This window comes from Photobacterium ganghwense (genome assembly GCF_017329545.1).
In the GTDB taxonomy this organism is placed as follows: Bacteria; Pseudomonadota; Gammaproteobacteria; order Enterobacterales; family Vibrionaceae; genus Photobacterium; species Photobacterium ganghwense.
The window spans coordinates 308,084-332,059 of the sequence record NZ_CP071325.1 but is presented as its reverse complement, the minus strand read 5'-3'; the positions used below and the strand labels follow the sequence as shown (position 1 = coordinate 332,059).

19 protein-coding genes are annotated in these 23,976 nt (G+C 53.5%); all 19 read right to left on the bottom strand.

Going from position 1 to position 23,976, the window contains the following annotated elements; genetic code table 11:
* Nucleotides 1–21: 21 nt before the first annotated feature.
* The 19 genes from FH974_RS01605 to mshL all read right to left on the bottom strand — a co-directional run bounded on the left by FH974_RS01605 (nucleotide 22) and on the right by mshL (nucleotide 23,965).
* Nucleotides 22–4,215 carry a YhdP family protein gene (locus tag FH974_RS01605; protein ID WP_207103455.1) on the bottom strand — a complete coding sequence of 1,398 codons (4,194 nt, stop codon included), beginning with the start codon at nucleotides 4,213–4,215 and terminating at the stop codon, nucleotides 22–24.
* A gap of 13 nt (nucleotides 4,216–4,228) precedes the next feature.
* On the bottom strand, nucleotides 4,229–5,698 hold the full coding sequence (gene rng / locus FH974_RS01600) for a ribonuclease G (protein WP_047887002.1): 1,470 nt from the start codon (nucleotides 5,696–5,698) through the stop codon (nucleotides 4,229–4,231).
* A gap of 8 nt (nucleotides 5,699–5,706) precedes the next feature.
* Nucleotides 5,707–6,285: a Maf family protein gene (locus FH974_RS01595; protein ID WP_047887003.1), complete on the bottom strand. Its 579-nt coding sequence runs from the start codon at nucleotides 6,283–6,285 to the stop codon at nucleotides 5,707–5,709.
* Between the two features lie 137 nt (nucleotides 6,286–6,422).
* The gene (gene mreD, locus FH974_RS01590) at nucleotides 6,423–6,911 is read right to left on the bottom strand and encodes a rod shape-determining protein MreD (RefSeq protein ID WP_047887004.1); all 489 of its coding nucleotides are present in this window, start codon (nucleotides 6,909–6,911) and stop codon (nucleotides 6,423–6,425) included.
* Complete coding sequence (gene mreC / locus FH974_RS01585; RefSeq protein ID WP_047887005.1) at nucleotides 6,898–7,761, bottom strand: rod shape-determining protein MreC; 864 nt, start codon at nucleotides 7,759–7,761, stop codon at nucleotides 6,898–6,900. The genes mreD and mreC overlap by 14 nt, the downstream gene beginning before the upstream one ends.
* 40 nt (nucleotides 7,762–7,801) lie before the next feature.
* A complete protein-coding gene (locus tag FH974_RS01580) occupies nucleotides 7,802–8,845 on the bottom strand; it encodes a rod shape-determining protein (protein WP_047887006.1) in 1,044 nt (347 codons plus the stop codon).
* Between the two features lie 115 nt (nucleotides 8,846–8,960).
* Entirely contained in the window at nucleotides 8,961–13,148 is a 4,188-nt protein-coding gene (locus FH974_RS01575) for a DUF6701 domain-containing protein (RefSeq protein ID WP_207103454.1), read from the bottom strand.
* Nucleotides 13,085–13,507, bottom strand: a complete 423-nt coding sequence (locus FH974_RS01570) for a type II secretion system protein (RefSeq protein WP_047887008.1) — start codon at nucleotides 13,505–13,507, stop codon at nucleotides 13,085–13,087. The genes FH974_RS01575 and FH974_RS01570 overlap by 64 nt, the downstream gene beginning before the upstream one ends.
* Nucleotides 13,497–14,240, bottom strand: coding sequence for a PilW family protein (locus FH974_RS01565; protein WP_047887009.1), 744 nt, complete (start codon nucleotides 14,238–14,240; stop codon nucleotides 13,497–13,499). The genes FH974_RS01570 and FH974_RS01565 overlap by 11 nt, the downstream gene beginning before the upstream one ends.
* Nucleotides 14,240–14,842 (bottom strand): type IV pilus modification PilV family protein, encoded by a 603-nt coding sequence (locus FH974_RS01560; protein WP_207103453.1) that lies wholly within the window; start codon nucleotides 14,840–14,842, stop codon nucleotides 14,240–14,242. The genes FH974_RS01565 and FH974_RS01560 overlap by 1 nt, the downstream gene beginning before the upstream one ends.
* Nucleotides 14,839–15,378 carry a type II secretion system protein gene (locus FH974_RS01555; RefSeq protein ID WP_047887011.1) on the bottom strand — a complete coding sequence of 180 codons (540 nt, stop codon included), beginning with the start codon at nucleotides 15,376–15,378 and terminating at the stop codon, nucleotides 14,839–14,841. Before FH974_RS01555 ends, FH974_RS01560 begins: the two co-directional genes overlap by 4 nt.
* 105 nt (nucleotides 15,379–15,483) lie before the next feature.
* Nucleotides 15,484–15,990 (bottom strand): type II secretion system protein, encoded by a 507-nt coding sequence (locus FH974_RS01550; protein ID WP_047887012.1) that lies wholly within the window; start codon nucleotides 15,988–15,990, stop codon nucleotides 15,484–15,486.
* Nucleotides 15,991–16,022: 32 nt separating this feature from the next.
* On the bottom strand, nucleotides 16,023–16,601 hold the full coding sequence (locus tag FH974_RS01545) for a prepilin-type N-terminal cleavage/methylation domain-containing protein (RefSeq protein WP_047887013.1): 579 nt from the start codon (nucleotides 16,599–16,601) through the stop codon (nucleotides 16,023–16,025).
* 42 nt (nucleotides 16,602–16,643) lie between these two features.
* A complete protein-coding gene (locus FH974_RS01540; RefSeq protein ID WP_053061924.1) occupies nucleotides 16,644–17,129 on the bottom strand; it encodes a hypothetical protein in 486 nt (161 codons plus the stop codon).
* Nucleotides 17,110–18,330, bottom strand: a complete 1,221-nt coding sequence (locus FH974_RS01535) for a type II secretion system F family protein (protein WP_047887014.1) — start codon at nucleotides 18,328–18,330, stop codon at nucleotides 17,110–17,112. The genes FH974_RS01540 and FH974_RS01535 overlap by 20 nt, the downstream gene beginning before the upstream one ends.
* Nucleotides 18,331–18,364: 34 nt before the next feature.
* Entirely contained in the window at nucleotides 18,365–20,080 is a 1,716-nt protein-coding gene (locus tag FH974_RS01530; protein WP_047887015.1) for a GspE/PulE family protein, read from the bottom strand.
* Between the two features lie 2 nt (nucleotides 20,081–20,082).
* Nucleotides 20,083–21,426 carry a tetratricopeptide repeat protein gene (locus FH974_RS01525; RefSeq protein WP_207103452.1) on the bottom strand — a complete coding sequence of 448 codons (1,344 nt, stop codon included), beginning with the start codon at nucleotides 21,424–21,426 and terminating at the stop codon, nucleotides 20,083–20,085.
* 5 nt (nucleotides 21,427–21,431) lie between these two features.
* Nucleotides 21,432–22,274 (bottom strand): ExeA family protein, encoded by an 843-nt coding sequence (locus FH974_RS01520; protein ID WP_047887017.1) that lies wholly within the window; start codon nucleotides 22,272–22,274, stop codon nucleotides 21,432–21,434.
* A gap of 2 nt (nucleotides 22,275–22,276) precedes the next feature.
* Nucleotides 22,277–23,965 (bottom strand): pilus (MSHA type) biogenesis protein MshL, encoded by a 1,689-nt coding sequence (gene mshL, locus FH974_RS01515; RefSeq protein WP_047887018.1) that lies wholly within the window; start codon nucleotides 23,963–23,965, stop codon nucleotides 22,277–22,279.
* Between the last annotated feature and the right edge of the window lie 11 nt (nucleotides 23,966–23,976).

Here is a 23,976-nt window from a genome sequence, read left to right as displayed (position 1 = left end):
CTGCCGCTTTTCCATTGCTGATTATTGGTTTTCCTGGCTTTTTACTGCCTCCGGCACTTTATATTCGCCGGTAAAACGAGACTGCTCTGTCACCAGTGGTGCATCAATTGGTCCCTGAACGACATAGTTCACCTGGGTAAAGACATCCAGAACCGGTGAGAGAGCCGTGGATATGGCAAAAACATACAGCGCTGTCTGTGGGGCGACCGCAAAGGCAGTCAGCACCGGAATGCCTGAGGTGAAGTCCGGAATAAACTTCACTTTGGCATCAACGGTCTCTTTGACAAGATTAGCACTTCCTTGAATAAACATATCCCCGGCCAACGCTTCCATTCTGATGTCTGACGTCGTAAACAGGCCATTTTCGATGCGACCGGTACCGCGAATATAGTTAAAGGCCAGCCCGTCATCGAAAATGCCGGAGAAGTCCAATTTCATCTTGCGGATGATGGAATCTAAGCTGAACAGGCCGAGTAACCTACCGGCACCGCCGATATCACTGATCACCCCTTGCCCGGTTTCTGATTTCACTTCCCCGCTCAGGGTCTCCCGGTGCATGGACCACGGCGCGCCCTGCCACTGAATCGAGGCATAGGTGCTGAACTCCGCCCCCTGAATACCGCCGGAGATCCCGAAGCGCCCCATCAGATCCGAACTGTTCTTGCCATCAATATCAAAAGCCAGCTGGGTTTCATTGCGGGCTCCCCGCAAGCTCCAGTGGCCATCCAGATTCAGGGTCGTGGTACCGGAATCAATGGTGAAATTCACCAGCTCCAGCATGTTTTTTCCGCGGCGCAGCTGGCCGGACACTTTGCCCAAACGGTACCCCTGCAGCCAGCCATCACGCAGAGTCAAGTCGACTTCCGGAATACTGGCCATCAGACGGCGATCCAACGCCGTTGCCGTCGGAATCACCGGCTGCGGCTGATAAGGTTGCCGGGGCTTCACTGTCGCTGGCGCGCTTGCGGACACGGTCAGTGGCTCTCCGGACGAAGGCGCTTCGCTCGAAGCAGCATCTTCAGCCAGTATCGGCAGATTCAGGTGGAATTCATCCAGATCCAGCCGGATTGGTTGGCCTGTCGGCCACACGGCCTTCCCTTTCAGCTCTCGGCTGTCGACCGTCACCTGCCACTCATTCATCGCCGCCCCTCGAGCCGACGGTTTCGCTGGCGATTGACCCGACTGTTTACTTAACGCTTGAGCCGCTTGCTGACGCAGCGCCGTCAGGCTAACCCGGTTCCAGTCCAGCGTGCCGAGCGTAAGCTGTTTAATCTCTGCCGTTACTCGATTTGGCACCGGCAGCTCAGGCATCCCATTGTCAGACGCCGCACTTGCGGTGGCAGTCTTTACAGGCACCTTATTGACCGGCGTAGCGACACTGGCAGTCTGATTGCTGGGTGGTGCCGTGGCCGTGCCGGTGGCGAGGCTTGTAGCAGCAGTGGTTGTCCCAGTTGTGGTTTTCGCAGTAGTTGCGGCAGTGGCTGACACAGCCGGTTTTGAGCTGCCCGAAGGGGACGCCGTATCCAGCAGGGCAATCCAGCGGTCAGCATCAAAGCGATCGGCCATCACAGTGACGCCATGTTCGCCATTTTTTAGCGGTGGCATCGGCGCGCGGCCCACCACCAGCTCGCTGGCCGCAATACTCACTTTCTGCGGTTGCAGTTTGATGCGCGCCTGATAAGCGGCGTCTTGCATTTTCAGCGTCCCGGTCAGGCTTTGCTGGTTCCCCCGGGCGCTCAGGGTCAGATTTTTCTGAGACGGATTTTTCAGCGACGGGCTTTTCAAGGACGGGTGGCCAAGCGGGTACGGAAGCGTACTGGTGATTCGACCCAGCCCGGCGGTCAGGCCCACCTGATAATCAAACCCGGTGTCATGCAAATCGACACCGACTTTTCCGTCCCAGCGGCTGGTGCCGGATACCTGGTCGAGCAACGGATGAGGAACGGCTTTACGCAGCGATGCTATGTCCCAGTCACCGCCAAAATTCACATCAACCCGATACCCTTTGGCTACACTATGGCCGTCAAAGCCCAGCGTCACCGGTTGGCCCAGCATGGTCGCGGTCAGGTTTTTGCCCTGCACGACGTCATTGTCAAACTGAACATCCCCGCTGACCCACTCGAGCGGAATAGGCGGCGCATCCAGCATGACCTGATTGTCAGCCAGCGATGCCTTACCCCAGGCGCGCACATCACTGCCATCAAAGGGGATATCGAGCTGAAAACTCGACGTTACCGGCCCGCTCACCTGTACCGTGGTCAACGCCGCCCCTACGGAATCCACCAGCGGAGTGGCCAGCATATAATCCCGGACCTGCTCACCATCAGCCGCCACATCAATGGCCAGCTTCAGGTGTCCCTTGTCACTCAGCTCTGCCGCGCCGCTGACCCGGGAGGCTTTCGCTCCCATGGTGTGGGCCTGGCTGGCATCAAGGTACATCCAGTCATTTTCAAACAGCAAATCCAGCGTCAGATCTGTCAGCTCCGGCCAGGCGGTGTCAAAACTGAATTTGCCGTTGCGCAGCGGAACCTTGGCCTGAAACACCCCGTTATGATCGGCATACGGGAAATCCGCCAGCTCGCCATACCAGAGCAGCTGCGCATCTTTTGCCTGCCCACCCCGGATCGCGGCTGACAGGTAATCGGTCAGGGCATCGCCCAGTGCCAGCGCCGGCAGGTAGCGCCAGGTTTCGCCAGCCCGCTTGGCCGTCGCTTCCCCGTAAAATGACAACCAAGCCGGCGCATTGGCCGGAAAGTCCAACCGGAATTGACCCGCGGCTTCAAGATGCGGGTTCGAAACCTTCAGATGGTCACTCCACAAGCGCCAGCCGTCTTTGCCCACTTGCCAATAGGCGGTTACCTCTCCCTGCCCGATGTTCAACGGTGCCTGAAAGACATTCCCGTATGGCAGGTCATCATCTTGCAGTGACAGCACGGCTTTTCCGCCGCCCAAATCCCCGGCCACATCAGCGTGAAGGTTATGGACACCCGGAAGCAACTCCCACTGGTTCATGGTGTAATCGGTCAGCGAGAAAGAAAAACGGGGGGAATTCTGGGCTGTCGCAGCAATACGCAGGTTTTGCACCAGACCACCGGGTTGCAGCGCAGTGAGCACTTCGGTACCGGCAAAATCCGGCGGCAGAAAGTCCAGGAAAGGCCGCAGCTGGGTGAGTGACAGTTGGTTCAGTGCCAGTTGCCAGCCGTCAGGCTGCCAGATTGCGGCAAGGTCAAAGGCTGGCCATTGCTGCTTATCCGTCTGGAACACAAATTGGTCGGTATCAAGGCGCCAGCCAGCCCGGCCATCAGCCTGAGGATAAGGTTTCAGATCCACCAGTCCTTTGCGCACCCGGAAACGGTGTTTCGTGTCACCTTTTTGCCAGCGCAGGTAGCTGTCGTCCAGTTTTACCCGAGCCTGTTTCAGCTGCCCTTCCTGCAGCGTCAGCCAGGCCTGGGTATTTAAATTACTGCTGAGAATTTTGCCTTCCTGCAACAGCACCTTGTTGAGCCAAGGCGTCATCGACAGGTTGCGGGTCTGTACATACACCTGACCAGTCAGATCGCGCAGCGAGTGGGCTGCTGACAGGTTAGCCATCACTTGCATCTGGCTGAAATGGGTGTCACGCACACTGACAATGCCTTCGGCACGGCGCTCTTTGCTGTTCGCCACCCACTTGAGCTCCTGGATAGCCAGCGTCATTCGCTCATCGGCCGGAGACATGATGGTGATGTCAGAATTGCGCAGTGAAAACTGCCCCAGCTGCACGAAGAGAATGTCTTCTAGCCGGGAAATGGTGGCCAGTTTGCTGTTGTCGCCCGCAGCGGGCGCAGACAGATTGCCCAGAGCGGTCAGATCCAGGCTCATGCGGTCAATGCGCATGTCACTGAATACCGGGCTCAATGCCATGACCGAGCCCAGCATATCCAGCTGAAGGGAAATGTCGCCCATTTTCACAACGGAATCGGGCTCATCAGGTAAGTTAACACTAACCTTCTGCAACACCAGCGACGGTGCTAGGCTCCGCCATTGCCCTTCAACGTGGTCAAACTCGATCCGCATGCCGGCCTGGGCTGACACCCATTGCCGAATGGGCTCGCGATACTCATTCAAATGAGGCAGCACAAAACGCAGGCCACTGATAGCAAAAGCGGCCAGCACCAGTATTACCAGCACCAGCCACATGATACTCCGCGCCAAGCGAACAGAAAGCGGGATCACTCAAACGCCTCGTTTACATCATGACGACGTCAAATTGCTCTTGGACATACAGTGGTTCCGCCTTGATCTTCACCTGTTTGCCAATGAACACTTCCAGCTCAGCCAGTGCGTGATATTCATCCCCCGCCAGCGCTTCGGCGACCGCCGGAGACACATACACCACAAAGCGATCGGCGTCGTAGGCACGGTTGACCCGGGTGATTTCACGCAGGATCTCGTAACACACGCTTTCGACCGTTTTCACCGTGCCGCGTCCTTCGCAGGTCGGGCAGGTATCGCACAGCACATGCTCGATACTCTCACGGGTCCGCTTACGGGTCATCTCCACCAGCCCCAACTGCGTGAAGCCGTTGATATTGGTTTTCACCCGGTCATAGGACAACGCCTGCTCCAACGCCACCAGGACTCGGCGGCGATGGTCTTCCAGCGCCATATCGATAAAGTCGATGATAATAATTCCGCCCAGGTTGCGCAGGCGCAGCTGACGGGCAATCGCTTTGGTCGCTTCAATGTTGGTATTGAAAATGGTCTCTTCCAGATTACGACGCCCTACAAACGCACCGGTATTGATATCGATGGTAGTCATGGCTTCGGTCTGGTCGATAATCAGGTAGCCGCCTGATTTCAGCTCTACCTTGCGGTCCAGCGAGCGCTGAATCTCGTTTTCAGTGTCATACAGATCGAAAATCGGCTGCTCACCGGCATAGTATTCCAGCTTGTCGCTCAGCTCAGGCACGAACTCGTCGGTAAACTCCTTCAGCTTTTCATAGCCAAGGCGGGAATCCACCAGAATCGAGTCCAGCTCCGTGCCGACAAAGTCACGCAGGATACGCTGAGCCAGTCCCAGCTCACCGTAGAGCATGGATTTCGGCTTGTACTTGGCCCGGCGTTCCAGCACTTTACGCCACAGATGCTTAAGGAAGGCCGCATCCTGAGCCATCTCTTCATTGGTGGCCCCTTCGGCGGCGGTACGGATGATAAAGCCGCCCAGCTCATCACAATATTCGCTGACAATCGACTTCAGGCGCTCGCGCTCATCTTCACTTTCGATACGCTGCGAAACACCAACGTGGCTGGCCCCCGGCATAAACACCAGGTAACGGGAAGGCAAGGTGACATCGGTGGTCAGGCGGGCGCCTTTGGTGCCCAGCGGATCTTTCACCACCTGCACCACCAGATCCTGGCCCTGACGGACCAGTTCAGAAATATCACGCACCTGAAACTGCTGCTTTTCGTTTTCCGCGACACACTCAGTATGCGGCACAATGTCGGAGGCATGCAGGAACGCGGCTTTATCCAGCCCGATATCCACAAAAGCCGCCTGCATCCCGGGCAGAACCCGGCTGACTCGGCCTTTATAAATATTACCGACAATTCCGCGCTTGGATTCACGCTCGATATGGACTTCCTGCAGGACGCCCGCCTCAATCATTGCCACGCGGGTTTCGCTGGGCGTGACGTTAATCAGCAGCTCTGTGCTCATGGTTGCCTCTACAATGCTAAGCTTAAAAACTCTTGAACCATGATGTCGGTTTCCATCAAGGGTAACCCCACCACAGCGTAATAACTGCCATCGATGCGTTCGACAAATTTGCCGCCAATTCCCTGAATGCCATAACTTCCTGCTTTATCCTGTGGCTCACCGCTGGCCCAATAGGCCTCTATTTCCTGCTCCGACAATGGCTTGAACCAGACGTCCGTCACCACCAGACGGGTTTGCTGACGCATCGCGGTTGCCAGTGTCACCGCAGTCATGACCTGATGCTTGCGGCCTGACAACAGTGCCAGCATCCGCTTTGCGTCGTCAACATCACGCGGCTTTTCCAGAATGGTGTCATCCACCACCACAATCGTATCCGCCCCCAGTACCGGCAAAGGTTGGGCGGCTTCTGCAACGCCAGCCATCGCCTTGTCCAGCGACAAACGGCAGACATACTCAGCGGGTGATTCCCCGGATTGGTGCTGCTCTTCCACATCAACAATCACACGCTCAAAGCGGTAGCCCAGTTGAGTGAGAAGTTCCTGACGGCGAGGTGAGCCGGAAGCTAAATACAGTTGCGGTGTCGACATGTTAGCAATCTTTTTTGATTTTTCGGTCTTTCGTTTCGGTCTATGGTTTAGTCAGATAAATCAATGCGATCTGTTCAGGCAGGCTCGATGGATATGGTTACACACTAGCACTGAACAGATCGTAATGGGAAACTAAATCAACGAATTGAGAGCTTACGACGCATGCGTCGCAGCAATAAGAACAGCCATGGCCACAGCAGGAAGTTCAGCAACACAGACCAGAGCCGATCCGGTTCAAACGCCACTACAGAGACCAGATATTCGGCCCAGAATTCCACCAGTTTCCCGCCCAGTGTCAGCAGCGCCACCACCATCGCCTGTTGCCAGAGCGACAGGTTACGCAGAACCTGAAAATTCAGCGCCACGATATAGCACAGCACGGCCATCATCAGGCCACGAACCCCGAGCGTGGAGCCCAGCATCAGATCCCATAGCAAACCCAGCACCAGTGCAGTGCCGACATTGACCCGGTGCGGCAACGCCAGTACCCAGTAAAAGGTAATCAGGATCACCCAGGACGGACGAAACGGCTCCAGCTCCCCCGGCCACGGTGCAGCCTGCAAGATCAGGGCAACGATAAAAGACAGCCATATCCACAGCCGGCCATTGGCTCTACTGTTTACCAATGTCGAATTCTCCTTCAGTCAAGGTTTCGCGCGGCGTCGGCCAGACCAGCAGTAAGTAACGCAGGCGATCAAACTGCACCGTCGGGCGGGCTTTGATCTGCGCAAACGGCCGTTTGTTGTCGAATGAGAATTCCGTGACACGGCCAACCGGATACCCTTCCGGATAGCGACCGCCCAGCCCGGAGCTGACCAGCAGATCCCCGACCTCGATGTCGGTGCTGCTCGGCACATGTTCCAACTGGATTTGATCGATTTGGCCACTGCCGGAGGCAATAACCCGAATGTCGTTGCGCACCACCTGAACCGGAATGGCGTGAGTGGGGTCAATCAGCAGCAGCACCCGGCTGTTATGGGCACCTACGTATGCAACCTGACCGACGATCCCTTTTTCGTTGATCACCGGCTGGCCTTCATATACGCCGTCCACCCGGCCTTTATCAATCATCACCTGATGACTGTAAGGATCCGAGTCAACCGCCATCACTTCGGCAATCAGCTTCTTTTCATCACGAACAAATGGCGAGCCAAGCAACTCCCGCAAACGCTGGTTTTCTTGCTTCAGTTGCTCGAGCAGCAGTACATCACTTTGCTGAACCAGCAGATCCCGCTGTAACGCTTTGTTTTCTGCCAGCAAACGCTGATGAGAGCTCAGTTGGCCTGACAGCCCACCCAACAGCTCTCTGGGCAGATTGGCCGCGTATTGCAGCGGTGCAATCGCAGAGTTAAGCAAATAGCGGACATTGGCAAAAGCATCAAGACGACTGTCGGCCAGCATTAAGCCAACCGACAGTAAAATGGCAAGAAACAGGCGCAGTTGCAGGGAAGGCCCCCTGCCAAAGATAGGTTTCATGTAACGCTATAACCTGTTTGTTGACATGCCCGAACGGGCATTAATCTTCGCTGAAGAGATCGCCACCGTGCATGTCGATCATTTCAAGAGCCTTACCGCCCCCACGGGCAACACATGTTAACGGCTCATCGGCAACCACAACAGGAATACCGGTTTCTTCAGTCAGCAGACGGTCCAGGTCACGCAGCAGCGCACCACCACCAGTCAGTACCATACCGCGCTCAGAAATGTCTGAAGCCAGTTCCGGCGGACATTGCTCAAGGGCAACCATCACCGCAGAAACGATACCTGTAAGAGGCTCTTGCAGGGCTTCCAGAATTTCATTCGAGTTCAGCGTAAAGCTGCGAGGTACACCTTCAGCTAGGTTACGACCGCGCACTTCAATTTCACGCACTTCATCACCCGGGTACGCCGAGCCGATTTCGTGTTTGATACGCTCAGCCGTTGCTTCACCAATCAGGCTACCGTAGTTACGGCGCACATAATTGATAATGGCTTCATCGAAACGGTCACCACCGATGCGGACAGACGATGAGTAAACCACACCGTTCAGCGAGATAACGGCCACTTCTGTAGTACCGCCACCGATATCGATCACCATCGAACCGGTTGCTTCAGATACAGGCATACCCGCACCGATTGCCGCCGCCATTGGCTCGTCAATCAGGTACACTTCACGAGCACCGGCACCTTGCGCCGATTCACGGATAGCACGACGCTCCACCTGAGTAGAACCGCAAGGAACAGCAACAAGAACTCGTGGGCTTGGACGTAACAGACTGTTGTCGTGAACCTGCTTGATGAAATGCTGCAGCATTTTCTCAGTGACGTAGAAATCTGCGATAACCCCGTCTTTCATTGGACGGATTGCCGCGATATTTCCCGGAGTCCTGCCCAGCATCTGCTTGGCTTCATGACCGACAGCGGCCACACTTTTAGTTGCTCCGGCACGATCCTGACGGATCGCAACCACTGATGGTTCATCAAGAACGATGCCCTGGCCTTTAACATAAATCAGGGTATTGGCGGTACCCAAGTCAATGGACAGGTCATTAGAAAACATGCCACGAAGTTTTTTAAACATAGTCTCCGGCTAATCCTGCAAGCTCACAAATTCGTTAAATTGCGCTAAATGTATCAGGGGGCACGGATCGAGACAAGGCAAGGATTGTCAAACCTGCTTCAGAACCGCATTTTATTTAATTGAGCATTGTATTAATACCTTTCTCGCCCCGGTAGATGACGCGATCGTTCCCGCGATACACCCCGAACGTCACCAAAGCTGACGGGTTTTCATCGCCCAAGCCGCGCCAGTCATAGGTCAGCCAGGGTTGCTCATTGCTTCCGCTAAACCCATTCTCACAGTGAATATCGCCATCGTCGGACACAGCTTGAGACGGCTTATCTGCGATCAATTTTTGCCAAAAACGTACCTGCTCCCGATAGTTAACCCCCGGCGTCGGCCGTGCAATAAAGTCACCGGAGCGGGTCTCTCCATCCTTAACGTGACCTTCTCCCTGAGTGTCACTTGTACTGATTACGGAAGTATCAGACTGCGTCACCACTTGGCGGCAGTAATATTGGCCGTCAAACCAAGACACACTGTCGTCTTTGTTAGTGATAAAACGCGCGCCATCCCAATATTCCACCCTCAGCGGAATCGCAATCGGCGAGTCATTTCTCCCCGCCGCGTCCTCTAAGGTCATCCGGCCATAGCGCAGCTCAGGCGTATTGGCAAACGGGACAATTTCCTCAGTCAGCGCACTGCCATTTACAGGCAAAGCCGTTGCCCCGTTTTGCGCTTTCAGCCCGGTAGGATCAACCCCTTCCGCAATATAAAGCCCCCAATGACTGTTGCTTTCATGCCAAGGCGCTTCCGGTATCGTGGTTAGGGGAGCCGAGTTAAAACCGGCACGTTCCAGCTTCCATGGCATCTCAGTTGTCGTATTGCTCCAGTCACGCCAGGTACTAAGCGGTTTACGGCGATCACCAAAACTGATGCCTTTCTTATCAATGGCATCCAGCCCAAGTCTCACCTGCAGGCTTTCACTAAACTTGGCGTAATTCTGCACAAGCGAGCCATCTTGTGATTTGGGCAGTACCGAAAAACGGGCATCAAATTCCTGCCCCAGATAGGCAAAACCACGTTGTCCTGATGGATAGGCGTAGCTGTTGCCATTTTGGATTTCAACATACGCTGGGTAGAAACGGCCAACCTCGCGGTACCCTGCGTTGACATCCATATCAAGGTAATTCCCCGCGGTATCGGCATATAATCGAATACTTCCGACTTCACTCCAGCTTAGTGAAACGGGATCACTTAACTGAGTATGGGCGAGCTCTGTCATACCGCTCAACACTCCCTGCTCCCCTGCAGCCGGTGTTGCTAATTGGTGAGTCAGTCGTACCAATGTCTTAGGAGCATCAGGGTGATAGAAGTTGCGAGTTTCCTGACGCTGACACATAGCGCTACTATCAACATCTGTGAGGGCATTCATGCTGCTGTTTACCGTTGCAAAACCATCACTCGCCATCCAGATTACCGGTCTGATCTGCGTTTGAAACTCGCGGCCGGCAGCAGTAAATGCCGCACCTTGCGCCGAAGTACCGCTGGCCTCTTCGATGCTTCGCTGTCCGGCAACCTTACACAACGCAAACGTATAGGGCCGAGCCCAGATCTCTCGTTTGCCCTCAAGGCGCTTCCAGTCACCTAAGTCAGATTTAGCAGCCTTGAAAGTAGCCGGAAGGAGTTCACAGCCTTTTTCAACGGTGCAGTTTTCATCCGCTATTGTCAGCTCGGTTTTGCCTGCTTCTTCATATTTCAGCTTGGCATGAGCCACTCCTTCGCTGAAGCGCAAATCAATTCGGTCACCTTTCCAATCTTCTGCATCATCACACGCACTGGTCGAGCACGAGGAAAGCTGAATTGCGGGCTGTTGACCATTTTCAGGAGCCAGGTAACGGGTATTAAGGGTAAGTGTTCGCTTACCTTGATAACCTTTAGCCACATCTGACCGGATACTGCTTTTACACGAGTGGGCCGTGATGACTATCGGTTTCGGCCTTCCGGCGACCACATTGACATTGGCATTTTCAATATCAAACTTGAACGGCACAAAGGTGTAAGCAGCTGTCGCGGGTTCGGCATCGTCATTAACAATTTCACCTTGCACATTGATAGTGCCGACATAGTCACTCTTCAGCCAGAGTGTCACCTGACCATTTTTGGGAGTCGTTGTGTAGCTTAATGAGGCATCAGAGCCCGCGCCTGTTCCGCCGGCATTTTCATGCCAGGCAGCCAACCCTTGCTTGGTTAAACTGGTGGAGATCCGTACCTGACCATCGAAGTTTTCTGCCACACTGCCGTCATTAGTCACAGTAAATGTCACTTCTTGTGCATCACAGGTCAGGGAGAAATCAACGTCTGGTGTCACGGAAATCTGGTAGTCTTCAACAGAAGAAAAACAGGCACTTTCACCATGAATGATCGAGTTGTTATGCATGTCCAGGCTGAGAGTCGTAATAGCCCCATAGACATGTACGTTGTTGCTCAACGCAGTCTCTATTTCGCTATAGATTAACCCTCGAAATACAGCATTATTGTTGAAATCAACACGGCGATGAATTCTAGACCAAGAAGTACTGAAAGGTTTGTCATGGACATAAATAAGTAAATTATCCAGCGATGAATCATCATCCATCATGACCACACTGTTATTATTCACAGCCATTGCTTTGGTATGAATAATAACTTTCTGCCCTTTTCTAATACGTATGTCGCCCCTGACATCCAAGCTATCAAACCAGTATGTGCCAGAGTTTAAATACAGCGTCGCATGCTTATTCACGGATACCGCGCCCAACACTCCGTGTTCGGCTTGAGTAAACGTCATATTGCCATCAACCGGATACAAAGCATTGGGTAGCGCCGGGAATGTACCTAATTCAGTCGCAGAGACGATCAAACCGTCATTTAACGTACACTCACTCCCATCACACCCTGACGCAACACCTTGGCCTGAAATGCTTTCAAAGCCAAGAACACGCTCATTGTTAACCTTTCTGGCCCCCAGAATTTGCGCATTGTTTGCAATATAAACCCCTCGCGCAGGTGCTATATATTTCAGAGATTGCTTGTGACGCCAGGTTTGTGCCGGTCCTGGGAACAAATCACAGTAAGGGGCTTGCTTACTGCCTTCAAAAATGAAAACGCCAGTTAACTCCGAAGCATGTTTTCTTTCAGAGTCGCGATCCAAATCTTCTTCAATTTGAACCGTTACTTTATCTTTAGTTAGCTGACATCGGCGAATCCAGCCTCCATTGGGCCCTTTGCGGGAGTTTTTCCCGATCAGTACGACGGGTGCTGACGGGAAGTCTTCAACGAAGTCCAGACTATTGTATTTACATGCAATCGTAGTCGGTTTTTGCACATTATCCTGAGGCGTATTAGTGAGGTCTTTATAGCCATTCTCGGGATCTTTATGCGTATTTTTCGTTTCGATGCTCCCCATCCAAAACTTTTTACCGTTAACAAAACCGCTCCCTTCAGCAGCCACAAAGGCAATCGTCTCAGGCACCTGAGGACGAAAAGCCAAAGGTGGTTTTGCCGTCTGCTTATTGGTATGTACCTCTGAGGTATCCATCGCTATTTTGATTTTTTGGCGATTTCCTGACGTTTCTAAATGCCACCCCAATGACGTCAGCCAAATCGGCTCCCCCTCATGGTAAAAAGGCAAAAGTGACTGTTGATAAGTGTTATTGGTAGACTGGATTTGCGTCAAAATTCCCGGCTGATTATCAAACCGGCTATTGAAGCCAAAGTCGGAGTAATTTATCGCTGGTACGCCATAGTCATTATTGTCTTTATTGATGTCATTCCACTTCACGCCCTGCCAATAAAAACCGGTAGTATTGACCTCACCTGCGACAATTTTACCGGCAGTACCCAGATCAATGACCCCTTTTTCAATCGCCAGATAATGGAAGCCAGTCATTTTGGTGGGCTTAATTGAACGGTAGTGACCATTCGAGGAGTTATGAACCGCTCTGTATGGCGCAATAAACTGTTTGAATGAAGCTTCTGTTTGGGTTCGGCTCATGATTCGAACCGATGAAGGTGCGCTTTGCCAATCGTTCATGCCAATCGTCGGCATGACAAAGATATAAGGAACCGTTTTAAAATCCGTTTTAAACTTGATGGTACAAGATTGAGTTAAACAGTCTTGGAAATCCAGTTTACCGAATTCAAACTGTGGTGATGCCTGTACCGATACACTAAAAAAGCCTGCAAGCAGAAACAAAACAACGAAAATATGTCTGAACATTACTGTATTTCCTTCGCCCAGGCTTCCTGAGTACGGCTTACTTGGTTTTCGCCACTGCCACACGTGGCGGTACTGACAAGATAAAAGGTGTTGATTGTGCCTTCGGCACCAGATACTGCGTGCAGCGTGCAGGCCACGTCTGCGCTGCAATGAAAATTATTTGCCGGTGCAAAATGGGTATTTGTACACGCTGCCGTATTAGGCGGTTGATTTAACGGGAACAGCTCGCTCAACGTTACTTCATTGGCGGAGTGCGCAGTGAACCAAGCGCGGGTACCCAACACTTCTTTGGTGGTGATATCTTGATTGGCCCAGTCAACTCGAATCATGGCGGCGGCCAATAAAGACATCACAACAATCACAAACAGCGACACAATAAGTGCGCTGCCATGTTGTTTCTGTCGAGGGGAATTACTGAACATTGATCACCTGTACGCTGTGATTGTAATGCGCCCTTTCGCCACTGCGCGGATCGGTAAACGTCATTTCTAAATGCACCAACCCATTACTGTTTAGCGCCGCGCCTTCTGATACCGCTGCAAATTGAGTCAGCTTTTTACTGATTACGTAGGTATCGCTTCCCTGCACCTGACGCGTCAGCGACACACCATCAAAACAAAACGCCACTTGTTTTCCAACCAGATAAAGGCGCTTTCCCGGAGACTGCGTCGTCAGTGAATGCTTATAGGTTAGCGTTCCCAGGCCATTGGCTATCATTGCCCGCTCAGCTCGCGGTAATAAAACGTCCTGATACTGAGCGGGATTCATCAAGCCCACGGCCACCCCCAGATTTTTAATCGCTGGCTGGCCACCCGCTTCTGCTGTCCACATTGAAACGTCCTGCTGCCGCGGTATGAACCCAATCGAATGGCTTGATGCGGTAGGTTGCTGCAGATAAAAGCTACTCAGGTAAATAGGGAAAAACGACAGGCAACCATCCTTGACCGCGACACTGTTGGGAGCGGCATGACGGATTTCACGGCTCAGGCGTTCCGTGACAAATCGAGCCTCGGACTGTAACCGTTCACGCTCAACCGTACTGACATAACCATCAGCGCCAAAGCGCAGAAAACTGCCTATCCCCAGTGAAATGATGGCCAGTATCACCAGTGCTATCAGTAACTCAATGAGCGTAAACCCTTTCATTGCCCGCATCAGTAGTTACTCCTGTAGGCAATGAAAACATATTCCCCATAGCGTGTTGTCTTGATGGAGACAGTGATTCGCTTGTGAGCAGTTACCTGCTCATGCGGCGTTCCGACAAAGCCTTCATCATAAAAAACATCGACTTCAGCCCAGATATTGGCATATTCATCACCAGGCACGAATTGGCTGAGCGAACCACGCCAGACTTTTCCTTTGCATTGAGATCTCGTGCCCCAACATCCTTTAAAGTCATCCACATCATCAGCAAGGGCGGTATTCAGGCTACCCTTGGGGTCTGTTTCACCACTTTCAGCCCCCAGCAGCTCCGGCGCCGTACATTCGATAAATGTGTCTATGACCGGCAATTTTTCCCCGCACCGAATCAGGCTGTCACCATTCGGATCTGAGCGACTGTCAAATTTCCGGGCCAGAATTTCATTAAGCATGGCATGGCCAATAGCTGCGGCCCGGGCCTGATATTGCGGAATCGCAGACCGTTCCACCTGAGGAAACAGGAAGCTGGTTAACGTGACCATGGCGATTCCCATTACCACAATGGCAATGATCCCCTCAATCAGCGAAAAGCCTCTGGCGCGTTGATACGGGATCATTGACAAGCTCCTTCGCTCAGGCTTCCCTTGCCGATAAATCCTTCACGATTAATACAAAAACTCAGTTGAGTGTTATCCCTGGCCGTCAGCGAAATTTCGCACCCCAGCTCGCAGACAATACGCCCCAGACTGTCGACAGGACGGCCCAGCAGGTCAAAATACAAAACTGAAGGGGCCGGATGCGGGCTCGTTACCGTGAATCGGGTCTGGCTGGTTGTTCCTAACAGTACGTCACTGTTGAGGCTGGACGCTGTAGGACAGACGGTGTCCACCATTCGCCCCAGACAAGAATCTTTCTCACTGCTCCCTGCAATGATGCGCAGCGGATAACGGATACGCTGGATTTCCGAGTCTTGCGCCTGCATCGCACTTAACTGGATTTGACGGGTAATGGTCATGGCCTGATCGCGGGCGACAAAGGCATCAAAATGGCTGCGACCAAAGAGGCGAGAAGCCGCTGTGGCACCAAGGATGCCGACCAGCAGAATCACCACAATAAGTTCAATTAAGGTAAAGCCACGTTGACTGGCGGGCATAAGTGCACCCTGAAAATGTAACTGGGAAGGACAGGCTATTTACTCAGGACATATATTCGAGAATGCCCTGAGTAAATAGAGCTCCGAAGAGCTCTATATAAAATATTATTTACAAGCGTCAGTTAATAGCGTGATTGTCGGCTCGCTATTGTTATTTTTCGCTTCTGTGTATTGGATGTAACATTTACGGTTGTTATCGTCTAAATCTTTCTGATTTTGATCTTTGTACTCAGAGAAAGTCAGCAGAATGGAGTTATCTTTAGCGCTGTCTTTCACGATAACCCAGTCACCGTTATCTTCAAAACCAGTCAGCGCAGCAACAATACCTTTATCTGTCGCTTTCGGGTAGCCGAATGCGATTTCAACAGTTGTACCTGACGCTGTTACTGACTTGTTCGCTGTACCAGCTTCTGACTCCAGGCCTTGAATGGCCGCTTTGCCGTAAACAATGCCCGCAGCGCCTTTCATTGCACCTTCCAGACCGGTTAGCGCAGAGTGACGAGCATCACCTTGCAGGTTCAGAAAACGAGGGGCTGCAGTAACGGCCAGGATACCCAGAATCACGATAACCACAACCAGCTCAATCAGCGTAAAACCGCCTTGACGTTTCATAAGTTTCTCCTAATTTTTATGTTTCTATACGCTTAGCGTATTACAGTCTGCACCAGACCTTTGGCAGGCTGGTAAGTGAAGTAGTGACCGGAGGTCACATCTGAGTTACCACCGCCGTTACTGCTGGCAGAGGCCAGTTGATAATAGCGGCAAGCATTCTGGTTATTTTCCTGAGTCAGTGATGCAAAGAACAGGTATTTACCGCCCTGCGCTTCGCTGCTGTCACTGGTCACTTTCGGTGGATTCTGTAACAGGTTATCCATCAAAGCGACGCAGTCGGTTGCTGACAAAGCGGCAACCGCTTTATTTGTCAGGGCAATCGGGTATCCCACACTCGGGTTGTTCGCATCTTCGGCCTGAGTCAGGTAAATGTCAGTACCGTCATAGTTAACCATGTTACGGTTATCGCTTTTTGGTCGACCATACGCTTCCCATTGTGCACGTACTGACAGCACGGCGGTGGCATAACCACCGGCAACCCCTTCAATGGACGCTTTCTTCGCTTCGTCGGTCACGTTAAGAAAACGTGGTAATGCAGCAACAGCCAACAAACCGACAACGATAATTACGATGACTAATTCCACCAGGGAAAATCCGGTTTGCTTTTTCATCTTGGGATTTACCTTTTATTATTTTTTGTCAAATCAACGTCATCACTTTTCGTAATGCGTCAAAAAACCGTTAATTCGTATTGTCTCATTTTCATAAAATAATGCCACCCATTTTCCATGGCTAATTTGATAAAAACACGAGTCATAAGAATATGATGTAACAGTACTTTTACGTTCGAAATTTAAATATTCCAATTCAGAATTTCTCGAAGACAGCAAATTCCACGTTTGGGAGCAATCAATTCCCTTTTCAGAACGAATAATAGGCCAGCCATATTGAGTAAAGCCGTAATTTATTCCGTTAATTGAACTGTATTCAGGTCGGTTTTCAAGCTCCCATTTTTGACGAATGGAGGCCGCACTTTTCACCATAGTTTGAGTCAAAACTTTGACTTGGATCTCTTCCGCCCGATCAACAAAATGTTCACCCTGCACCATTAATATGGTGACCGTCAGCAGCAACAAACTCCCCCACAAAAAGACATAGAGCCGCCGCTGCTGAAGCCACTTATACACCTCTGGCCACATCGAGCAGACTCCACATCGGCAGGAAGATGCCGAGTGCCAGCAACAGCACCATGGCTGCCACAATTAACAACAAGATAGGCTCAATACGCGCCGTTAAAGTTTTCAGGTCGTAGTCCACTTCGCGATCATAAAATTCCGACGCTTCAAACAGCAGTTCGTCAACCTGACCAGTTTCTTCCCCTACCGCAATCATCTGTAGGACAAGTGGGGTAAAGACCCCTGACTGGCTGGCTGTGGCCGCAATACTGTTACCGGATTCAATCCCCATTTTCATGTCAATCAGCCGGGTTTCCAGGTAGCGGTTGCCCAGCGCTTCCGCGGACATCTGAATCGCCTGATTAAGCGGCACCCCCGCCCGAATCATTAATGAGAAAGTACGGGAAAAACGGGACAACTGGGCGCGATTAACGATATCGCCCACAATAGGCACTTTCAGACGCCACAGATCCCACTTTTCACTGCCCGCCGGTGTTTGCCGCCACAGGCGCACCCCCATCCAAGCCACCACCAATCCCCCAAGCATCAACGGCCAGTAACCGACAAAAAAGTTCGAGCTGGCAATCAGGATGCGGGTCGGCAACGGCAACTCCACGCCAAACCGGCTGAACATAGACGCAAACTGCGGGATCACTTTGATATTCAGGATCACCATCGCCAGCATAATGGCACTCATGACAAACATCGGATAACGCATCGCGGATTTAATACGGCGACGGGTTTCCATTTCCTGCTCGTAGTAATGCGCCAGCTGCAGCAAGGTGTCATCCAGCCGACCGGTGTTTTCCCCGACCTGAATCATCGAGACAAACAAGGTATTGAAGACCCGTGGATGCTGCTTCATCGCCACCGACAGCGGCTTACCATTGGTCATTTCCGCCACAACGGATTCCAGTGTGCTTTTCATCAAGGGATGCGTCGCACTCTGTCCCAATCCTTTCATGGATCGCAGCAATGGCACCCCGGCTTTCGTCAGGCTGTACAGTTGACGACAAAAGATCACCAGCATTTCCAGCGGGATGGTGCTCTTAAACAACTGGTTCAGATCCAGCCCGTTGCTACGGGCATTCGACTGACGGAGTTCCAGCGGGATGATTCCCTGTCTCAGCAGCAGATCGGCCGCCGCATCCTGACTGGCCGCTTCAATATGTCCGCGCCGTAGTTCGCCCTGAGCGCCACGACCGCGGTAGTTAAATACAGGCATACCCGGATCCTTTTATTCACAGCACCAGTGCCGGTTACAGTACAAAACCGTCGTGGTCATCACCTTCACCCAGCATCAGCACTTCCTCCAGGCTGGTGACCCCGTCCTGAGCCAGCGCCATCGCAGATTCAATCAGAGGCTGGTATCCCGGTGTCTGACGGGCGATCTGGGCAAACAGCACCGCATCTCCGGCACGCAGGGCATCCATCATGTCCGTATTCATTTCCAGCAGTTCGAAGACGCCAACCCGGCCTTTGTAGCCGGTAAAGTTACAGCTCTGACAGCCCCGCCCCTGACGGAACGGCACCCCGGCATGCTGCGGGAATCGAGCCATCAGCCATTGCTGTTTAGCCGCATCCGGCATCACACTTTCAGCGCAATCCTGACACACCCGGCGAACCAGACGCTGTGCGAGCACGGCGCGCACAGCACTGGCAACCAGATAGCCCGGCGCGTCCATGTCCATCATGCGCAGCGCACTGTCAATCGCGTCGTTGGTGTGCAGGGTCGACAAGACTAGGTGACCGGTCAGGGCCGAACGCAAACCAATTTCCACCGTTTCCTGATCACGCATCTCACCCACAAGAATAATATCCGGGTCCTGGCGCAGGAACGTCCGCAGAATCGACGAGAACGTCAGGCCAATCTTGGTGTTCACCTGCACCTGATTGACCCGCGGCAGGCGGTATTCCACCGGGTCTTCCGCCGTGATCAGCTTCTTGCCCGGCTTATTGAGTTCACTCAGCGCGCCGTACAGCGTGGTGGTTTTCCCTGAGCCTGTTGGCCCGGTAACCAGAATCATGCCGTACGGGCGCTTCAGCTGACGGCGGAAGCGATGCAGGATCGCCTCCGGCATCCCGATTTGATCTAGACTCAGAATACCCGCCGACTGGTTGAGCAAACGCATCACCACCGATTCACCATGCTGGACCGGCATGGTCGAGACCCGCACATCGACGGAGTTGCCACGCACTTTCACATTAAAACGGCCATCCTGAGGCAAGCGTTTCTCGGAAATGTCCAGCCCGCTCATCAGTTTCAGGCGCAGCACCAGTGCCGAAGCCACGCTGGTTTCGTTCAACAGAGTTTCATGCAGCACCCCGTCGATACGTTGACGGATACGCAGCACATCGCTGTCCGGCTCAATGTGAATATCGGATGCGCCGACCTGAATCGCGTCTTCAAACAAGGAATTGATCAGTTTGACGACCGTGACTTCATCGTTATCGGCATCATCAAACCCGAACCGGAAATCCGATTCCTGCTGATGCTCGGCTTTCAGCTGCTCAGCAAAAGAAACAATTTCCTGAGTCCGGCGGTAGTAACGGTCGAACGCCGCAATCAGCTGGCGCTCCGGCGCAATCACCAGCTCCACCCGATATTGCGCCAGCTGGTTGTAGACCGCTTCCTGTGCTGCCAGATCTGCCGGGTCACTCATCGCCACCCGAACCGTGTCGTCCCGGCGGCCAATAACCAGTGCCCGCAGCCGACGGGCATGCACTTCTGACAGCAAAGTGACGGATTCCATCTCGACCGTCACCCGGTTGAGATCCACCAGCGGGATATCCAGCTGACGGGACAGGAATTGCAGCATCTGCTGCTCGGTCAGGAACCCCATGCTGATCAGGGTGGCGCCCAGCTTGCGGCCGGTCGCTTGCTGCTGATCCAGTGCCTGCTCAAGCTGGCTCTGATCCACAATGCCTTCTTCGACCAGCAGGTCACCCAGGCGTTTTCGAAGTCTGATCGGCATGGTTAACCCTCTGCTTGGCTCAGCACGGTTAAGCGCTGCTGAATAAACTGTTGCGAGGTCGCGGAGATCCGCCCCATCAGCAATGCCTGCTGATAGGCCTCACGTGCTTGCTCGGCGTCATGACTGCGCTCAAGCGCAATGGCCAGTCCCAGCCACCAGCGTCCGTCATACGGCTCTGTCTGGCTCAAGCGCTGGTAACTGCTTTTCGCCATCGCATTGTTCTGTAACTGCTGGGCCAGCGCCCCGCGCATGGCCAGATAACCACTGTGATCTTTTTCCGGCATCGCAGACAGCACATTCAGTGCGGCCTGGGGTTGCGACTCATTCATTAGCAGCTTGGCCAGCGTCAGACGCAGGTCCGGCTGGGTATGGTTGAATTCCAGCCCCTTTTGCAGCGTGTTGAGGGCATGGCGCGCATCGCCTCGGCCATAGTACAGCGCCGCCAGTTTCTGACGGGCCGACACCCATTCCGGCTGGTATTTCAGGGCCGCTTCGTAATAGCCGATGGCTTTGCGGGTATTCCCTTCTTTCATGGCCTTCTGGGCACGGTTGTATTCCACCTGTGCCAGTTGACCAGCATCCAGCTCAACGGTTTCAATCTCCAACTCGGCTGGTTGTTCGTCCGTGTCCTGCATGTCGTCATAAGACTCAAACGCGTCAACGTCTTCGTCATCATACGCACTGGCCACCGTCACAGGCTCGTCGTTCACCTGTCGAGACACCGGTGCTTGGCGCACGGCCATCTGTGGGGTCGGCTTTGTCTGGACTTCCGGCTCAGGCGTCACCGCCGAACGGCCAGCGGCAACACGGGAGTTCATGACTTGCGCCACGGTCGCCGAATCCTCGGCCTGAGCAGTGCTCTTGCTCGTGGTTTTTGCTATGGCGCTATCTTTCGCCGCCATTTTCTGTGCAGCTATTTTTCCGCCAGCGGTTTCCCCGACGGCTATTTCCTCGATGGCCTCGTCCTCGGTCGCTGTTACCGTTACTTTGCCCGCCGGGGCTTTAGTTTCTGGGACTTTAGTTTCTGGGACTTTAGCTTCCGGGGCTTTAACTGCCGCTGTTTTCGCTGTCGTTTCAGTAGCCGTGGCAACCGTATCATCAACCGTTGCGTCGGTGGCAGCGATGCCCGTGGCTGTTTTATCGGTAACAGTTTGTACCTGACCGCTTCCCAGCCACCAACCAACACCACCGGCTGCCAGCAGGCAGCAAACACCGACCACGCCCCAGCGCCAAGGTTTCGGCTGCGGCAACGGAGTCACAGCGGCAGGTTGCAGCGTTGCCGCAGCGGATGTCTGTTGCGCCTGTTGCTGGTGCAACGCACTTAATTTTTTATTCAGTTCACTCATGGGTGTTATTGCCATCCCCACAATACCGGAAACGTCCAGCGAGGCTGGCGCGCGCCCAAAGTATCTCGGATTGCCAGCAGCACGTCCTGACGATCAATGTGCTGGCGTTGTTCACTACAGGCTGCGAGTAAAGACTTATGACACAACTGGTTAATCAGCCGCGGAATCCCCCGACTGGCAGACCAGATCGCTTTTATCTCGGCCAGATGAAAAAGTTCCGTCTCACAGCCTGAAGCGGCAAGACGGTGGATGATATAGGCTGCGGTTTCAGACAGATCCAGCGGCCGCAGACAACTGCGGAACGTGATTCGCTGGCGGAACTGACGCAGGTGGTGCTGCGCCAACCGGGTATCCAGCTCAGGCTGCCCCAGCAGAATGATGTGCAGCAGCTTTTCCTGCTCGGTCTCCAGGTTACCCAGCAAGCGGACCACTTCCAGCGCATCGTCCGGCAGGGCCTGCGCCTCGTCTATCAGCACTACCACGGTTTTCCCGGCCGCTTTTCGGGCCAGCAGCGCCTGCTGCAGACCGTCAGCCAGCAATGCCTCGTCACCATCGGTCTCGAGCGCCAGCTCCCGGGCCAGTGCGATTCGCAGCTCTTTGCCGCTTCGAGCCGGTGTCGGCAGATAGGCCAGCTCAAACTGCGTCGGCAGCTGGTTAATCAGCATCCGACACACCAGCGTTTTTCCCGTCCCGACCTCACCGGAGATCTGGATGATACCTTCTCCCATCGCCAGCGCCGCCAGAGTCGTTTCAATTGCCTCCAGGTGCGGAGGCAAAGCATGAAAAAGCCGGGTATTGGGAGTCAGCGCAAACGGCGCTGACGTGAGACCAAAATGGGACTGGTACATGATTATCCCTCTTCAGGAAACCACTCGTTAACCAGGGCACGCGAACGCTCAATTTCCTTCTGCCACGTCTGCTCACCCACCACGGTTGGTTTAAGCAAAATCACCAGCTCGGTTTTAGTCTGTAGCTGATTCACGTTACGGAACAGATGGCCCAGCATCGGGATATCTCCCAGTAACGGCACTTTGCTAACCTGATCGTGCACCGATGATTTCATCAGGCCGCCGATCACGACCACATCGCCGGAGCGGGCGTGGATGACAGAATCTGACTCACGTACCGAGCTCTTTGCCAATGGCAATCTGTAGGTGCCGAATGTATCGCCCAGGGCGATGTCTTTGATCTCGGTACTTACATCCACCACGGTCGGATGCACGTGCAACAGCACGCCGCCCTCATCATCAATCTGCGGCGTCACGTCCAGGGAAATACCCGAGAAGAATGGGGTCAGTTCGATATCCGGCGATGCCGTACCGCCATCGCTGTTTACTTCGCCGCCGGAGATATCGGTAACAAAGTACTGATCACCGCCGACTTTAATCACGGCTTTCTGGTTGTTAGCCGCCGTTACCCGAGGGCTGGACAGCACATTCAGATCGCCCTGAGTATCAAGGAAGCTCAGTACCGCATCAAAGTTACCGTCTGAGATCGTCACGTTAGTCTGACCGTTCAGCAGGTTAGAGATTTCATTTCCGCCCGGCAGCAGCTGAGGCACAATGTTGCCCGCCAGATCTCTGACCACCTGACCGGTGCCAAACGTAATGTCGGTCCCGCCGATACTCTTGGTGATGTTGCTCCAGTTGATACCCTGCTGATAACCGTCACTCAGGGTCACTTCCATGATTTTGGCTTCCAGCACCACCTGACGCTTCAGGCGCTGCTGCGACACCCCGAGGAACTCCTTCACTTCACGCAACTCATTCGGGTACGCACGCACCGAAATCAGGCTGGCCTGCGGTGACACCACAATGCTGCGTCCCTGGCCACTGCCGATCATCGCCTGCACGGCACGCTCCAGCTGCTGCCAGAAATCACTTTCCGACAGGGTTTCAATCTGTGTCCCGCCGGTCGCTTTACTGGAACTGGAGCTGCTGTTGTTCTGCTCGGAATCGTTATTGTTATTACGATTGCTGCTTGAGCGGTTATTCCGGGAGCTATCGCTGCCGGTATCCGAAATCGAGCCGGTTGTCAGAGAAGTCAGCGAGATCCCACGGCGTTTCAGCTGCAGGTAATCGACCGGCATCACTTCAGTGCGCAGGGTCGCCGGCAAAATCTGAATGATATTGCCCTTGCGGGTCGTGCTGTATCCATAAATGTCAGAGACCACTTCCAGCACTTCATCCAGCGTGACATCCTGCAGCGTCAGCGAAATACGGCCCTGCACGTTAGGGTGGATCACCATGTTAAACGGCGTCCCTTTAACCAGACTGCCAAAAAAGGCTTTGGCATCGACATTGCGGGCACTGACCCGGAATCGCTTCTCCACCGCCACCGGACTGACATAATCACTGCCGTCCAGGCTTGGCATCAGATCCGCATTCACCGACGCCGGCAAATCCATCAACGGTCGGCTGTTAGCCTGATTGGCCGCCTCGTTTAACGCCCCTTTAACCTCAACCGGGTCACGGTGCCCCATGTTGGTCGAGCATCCGACCAGGGAGGCAATGACCGCTGCTACAACTAATCCACGCATCTTAACCACTT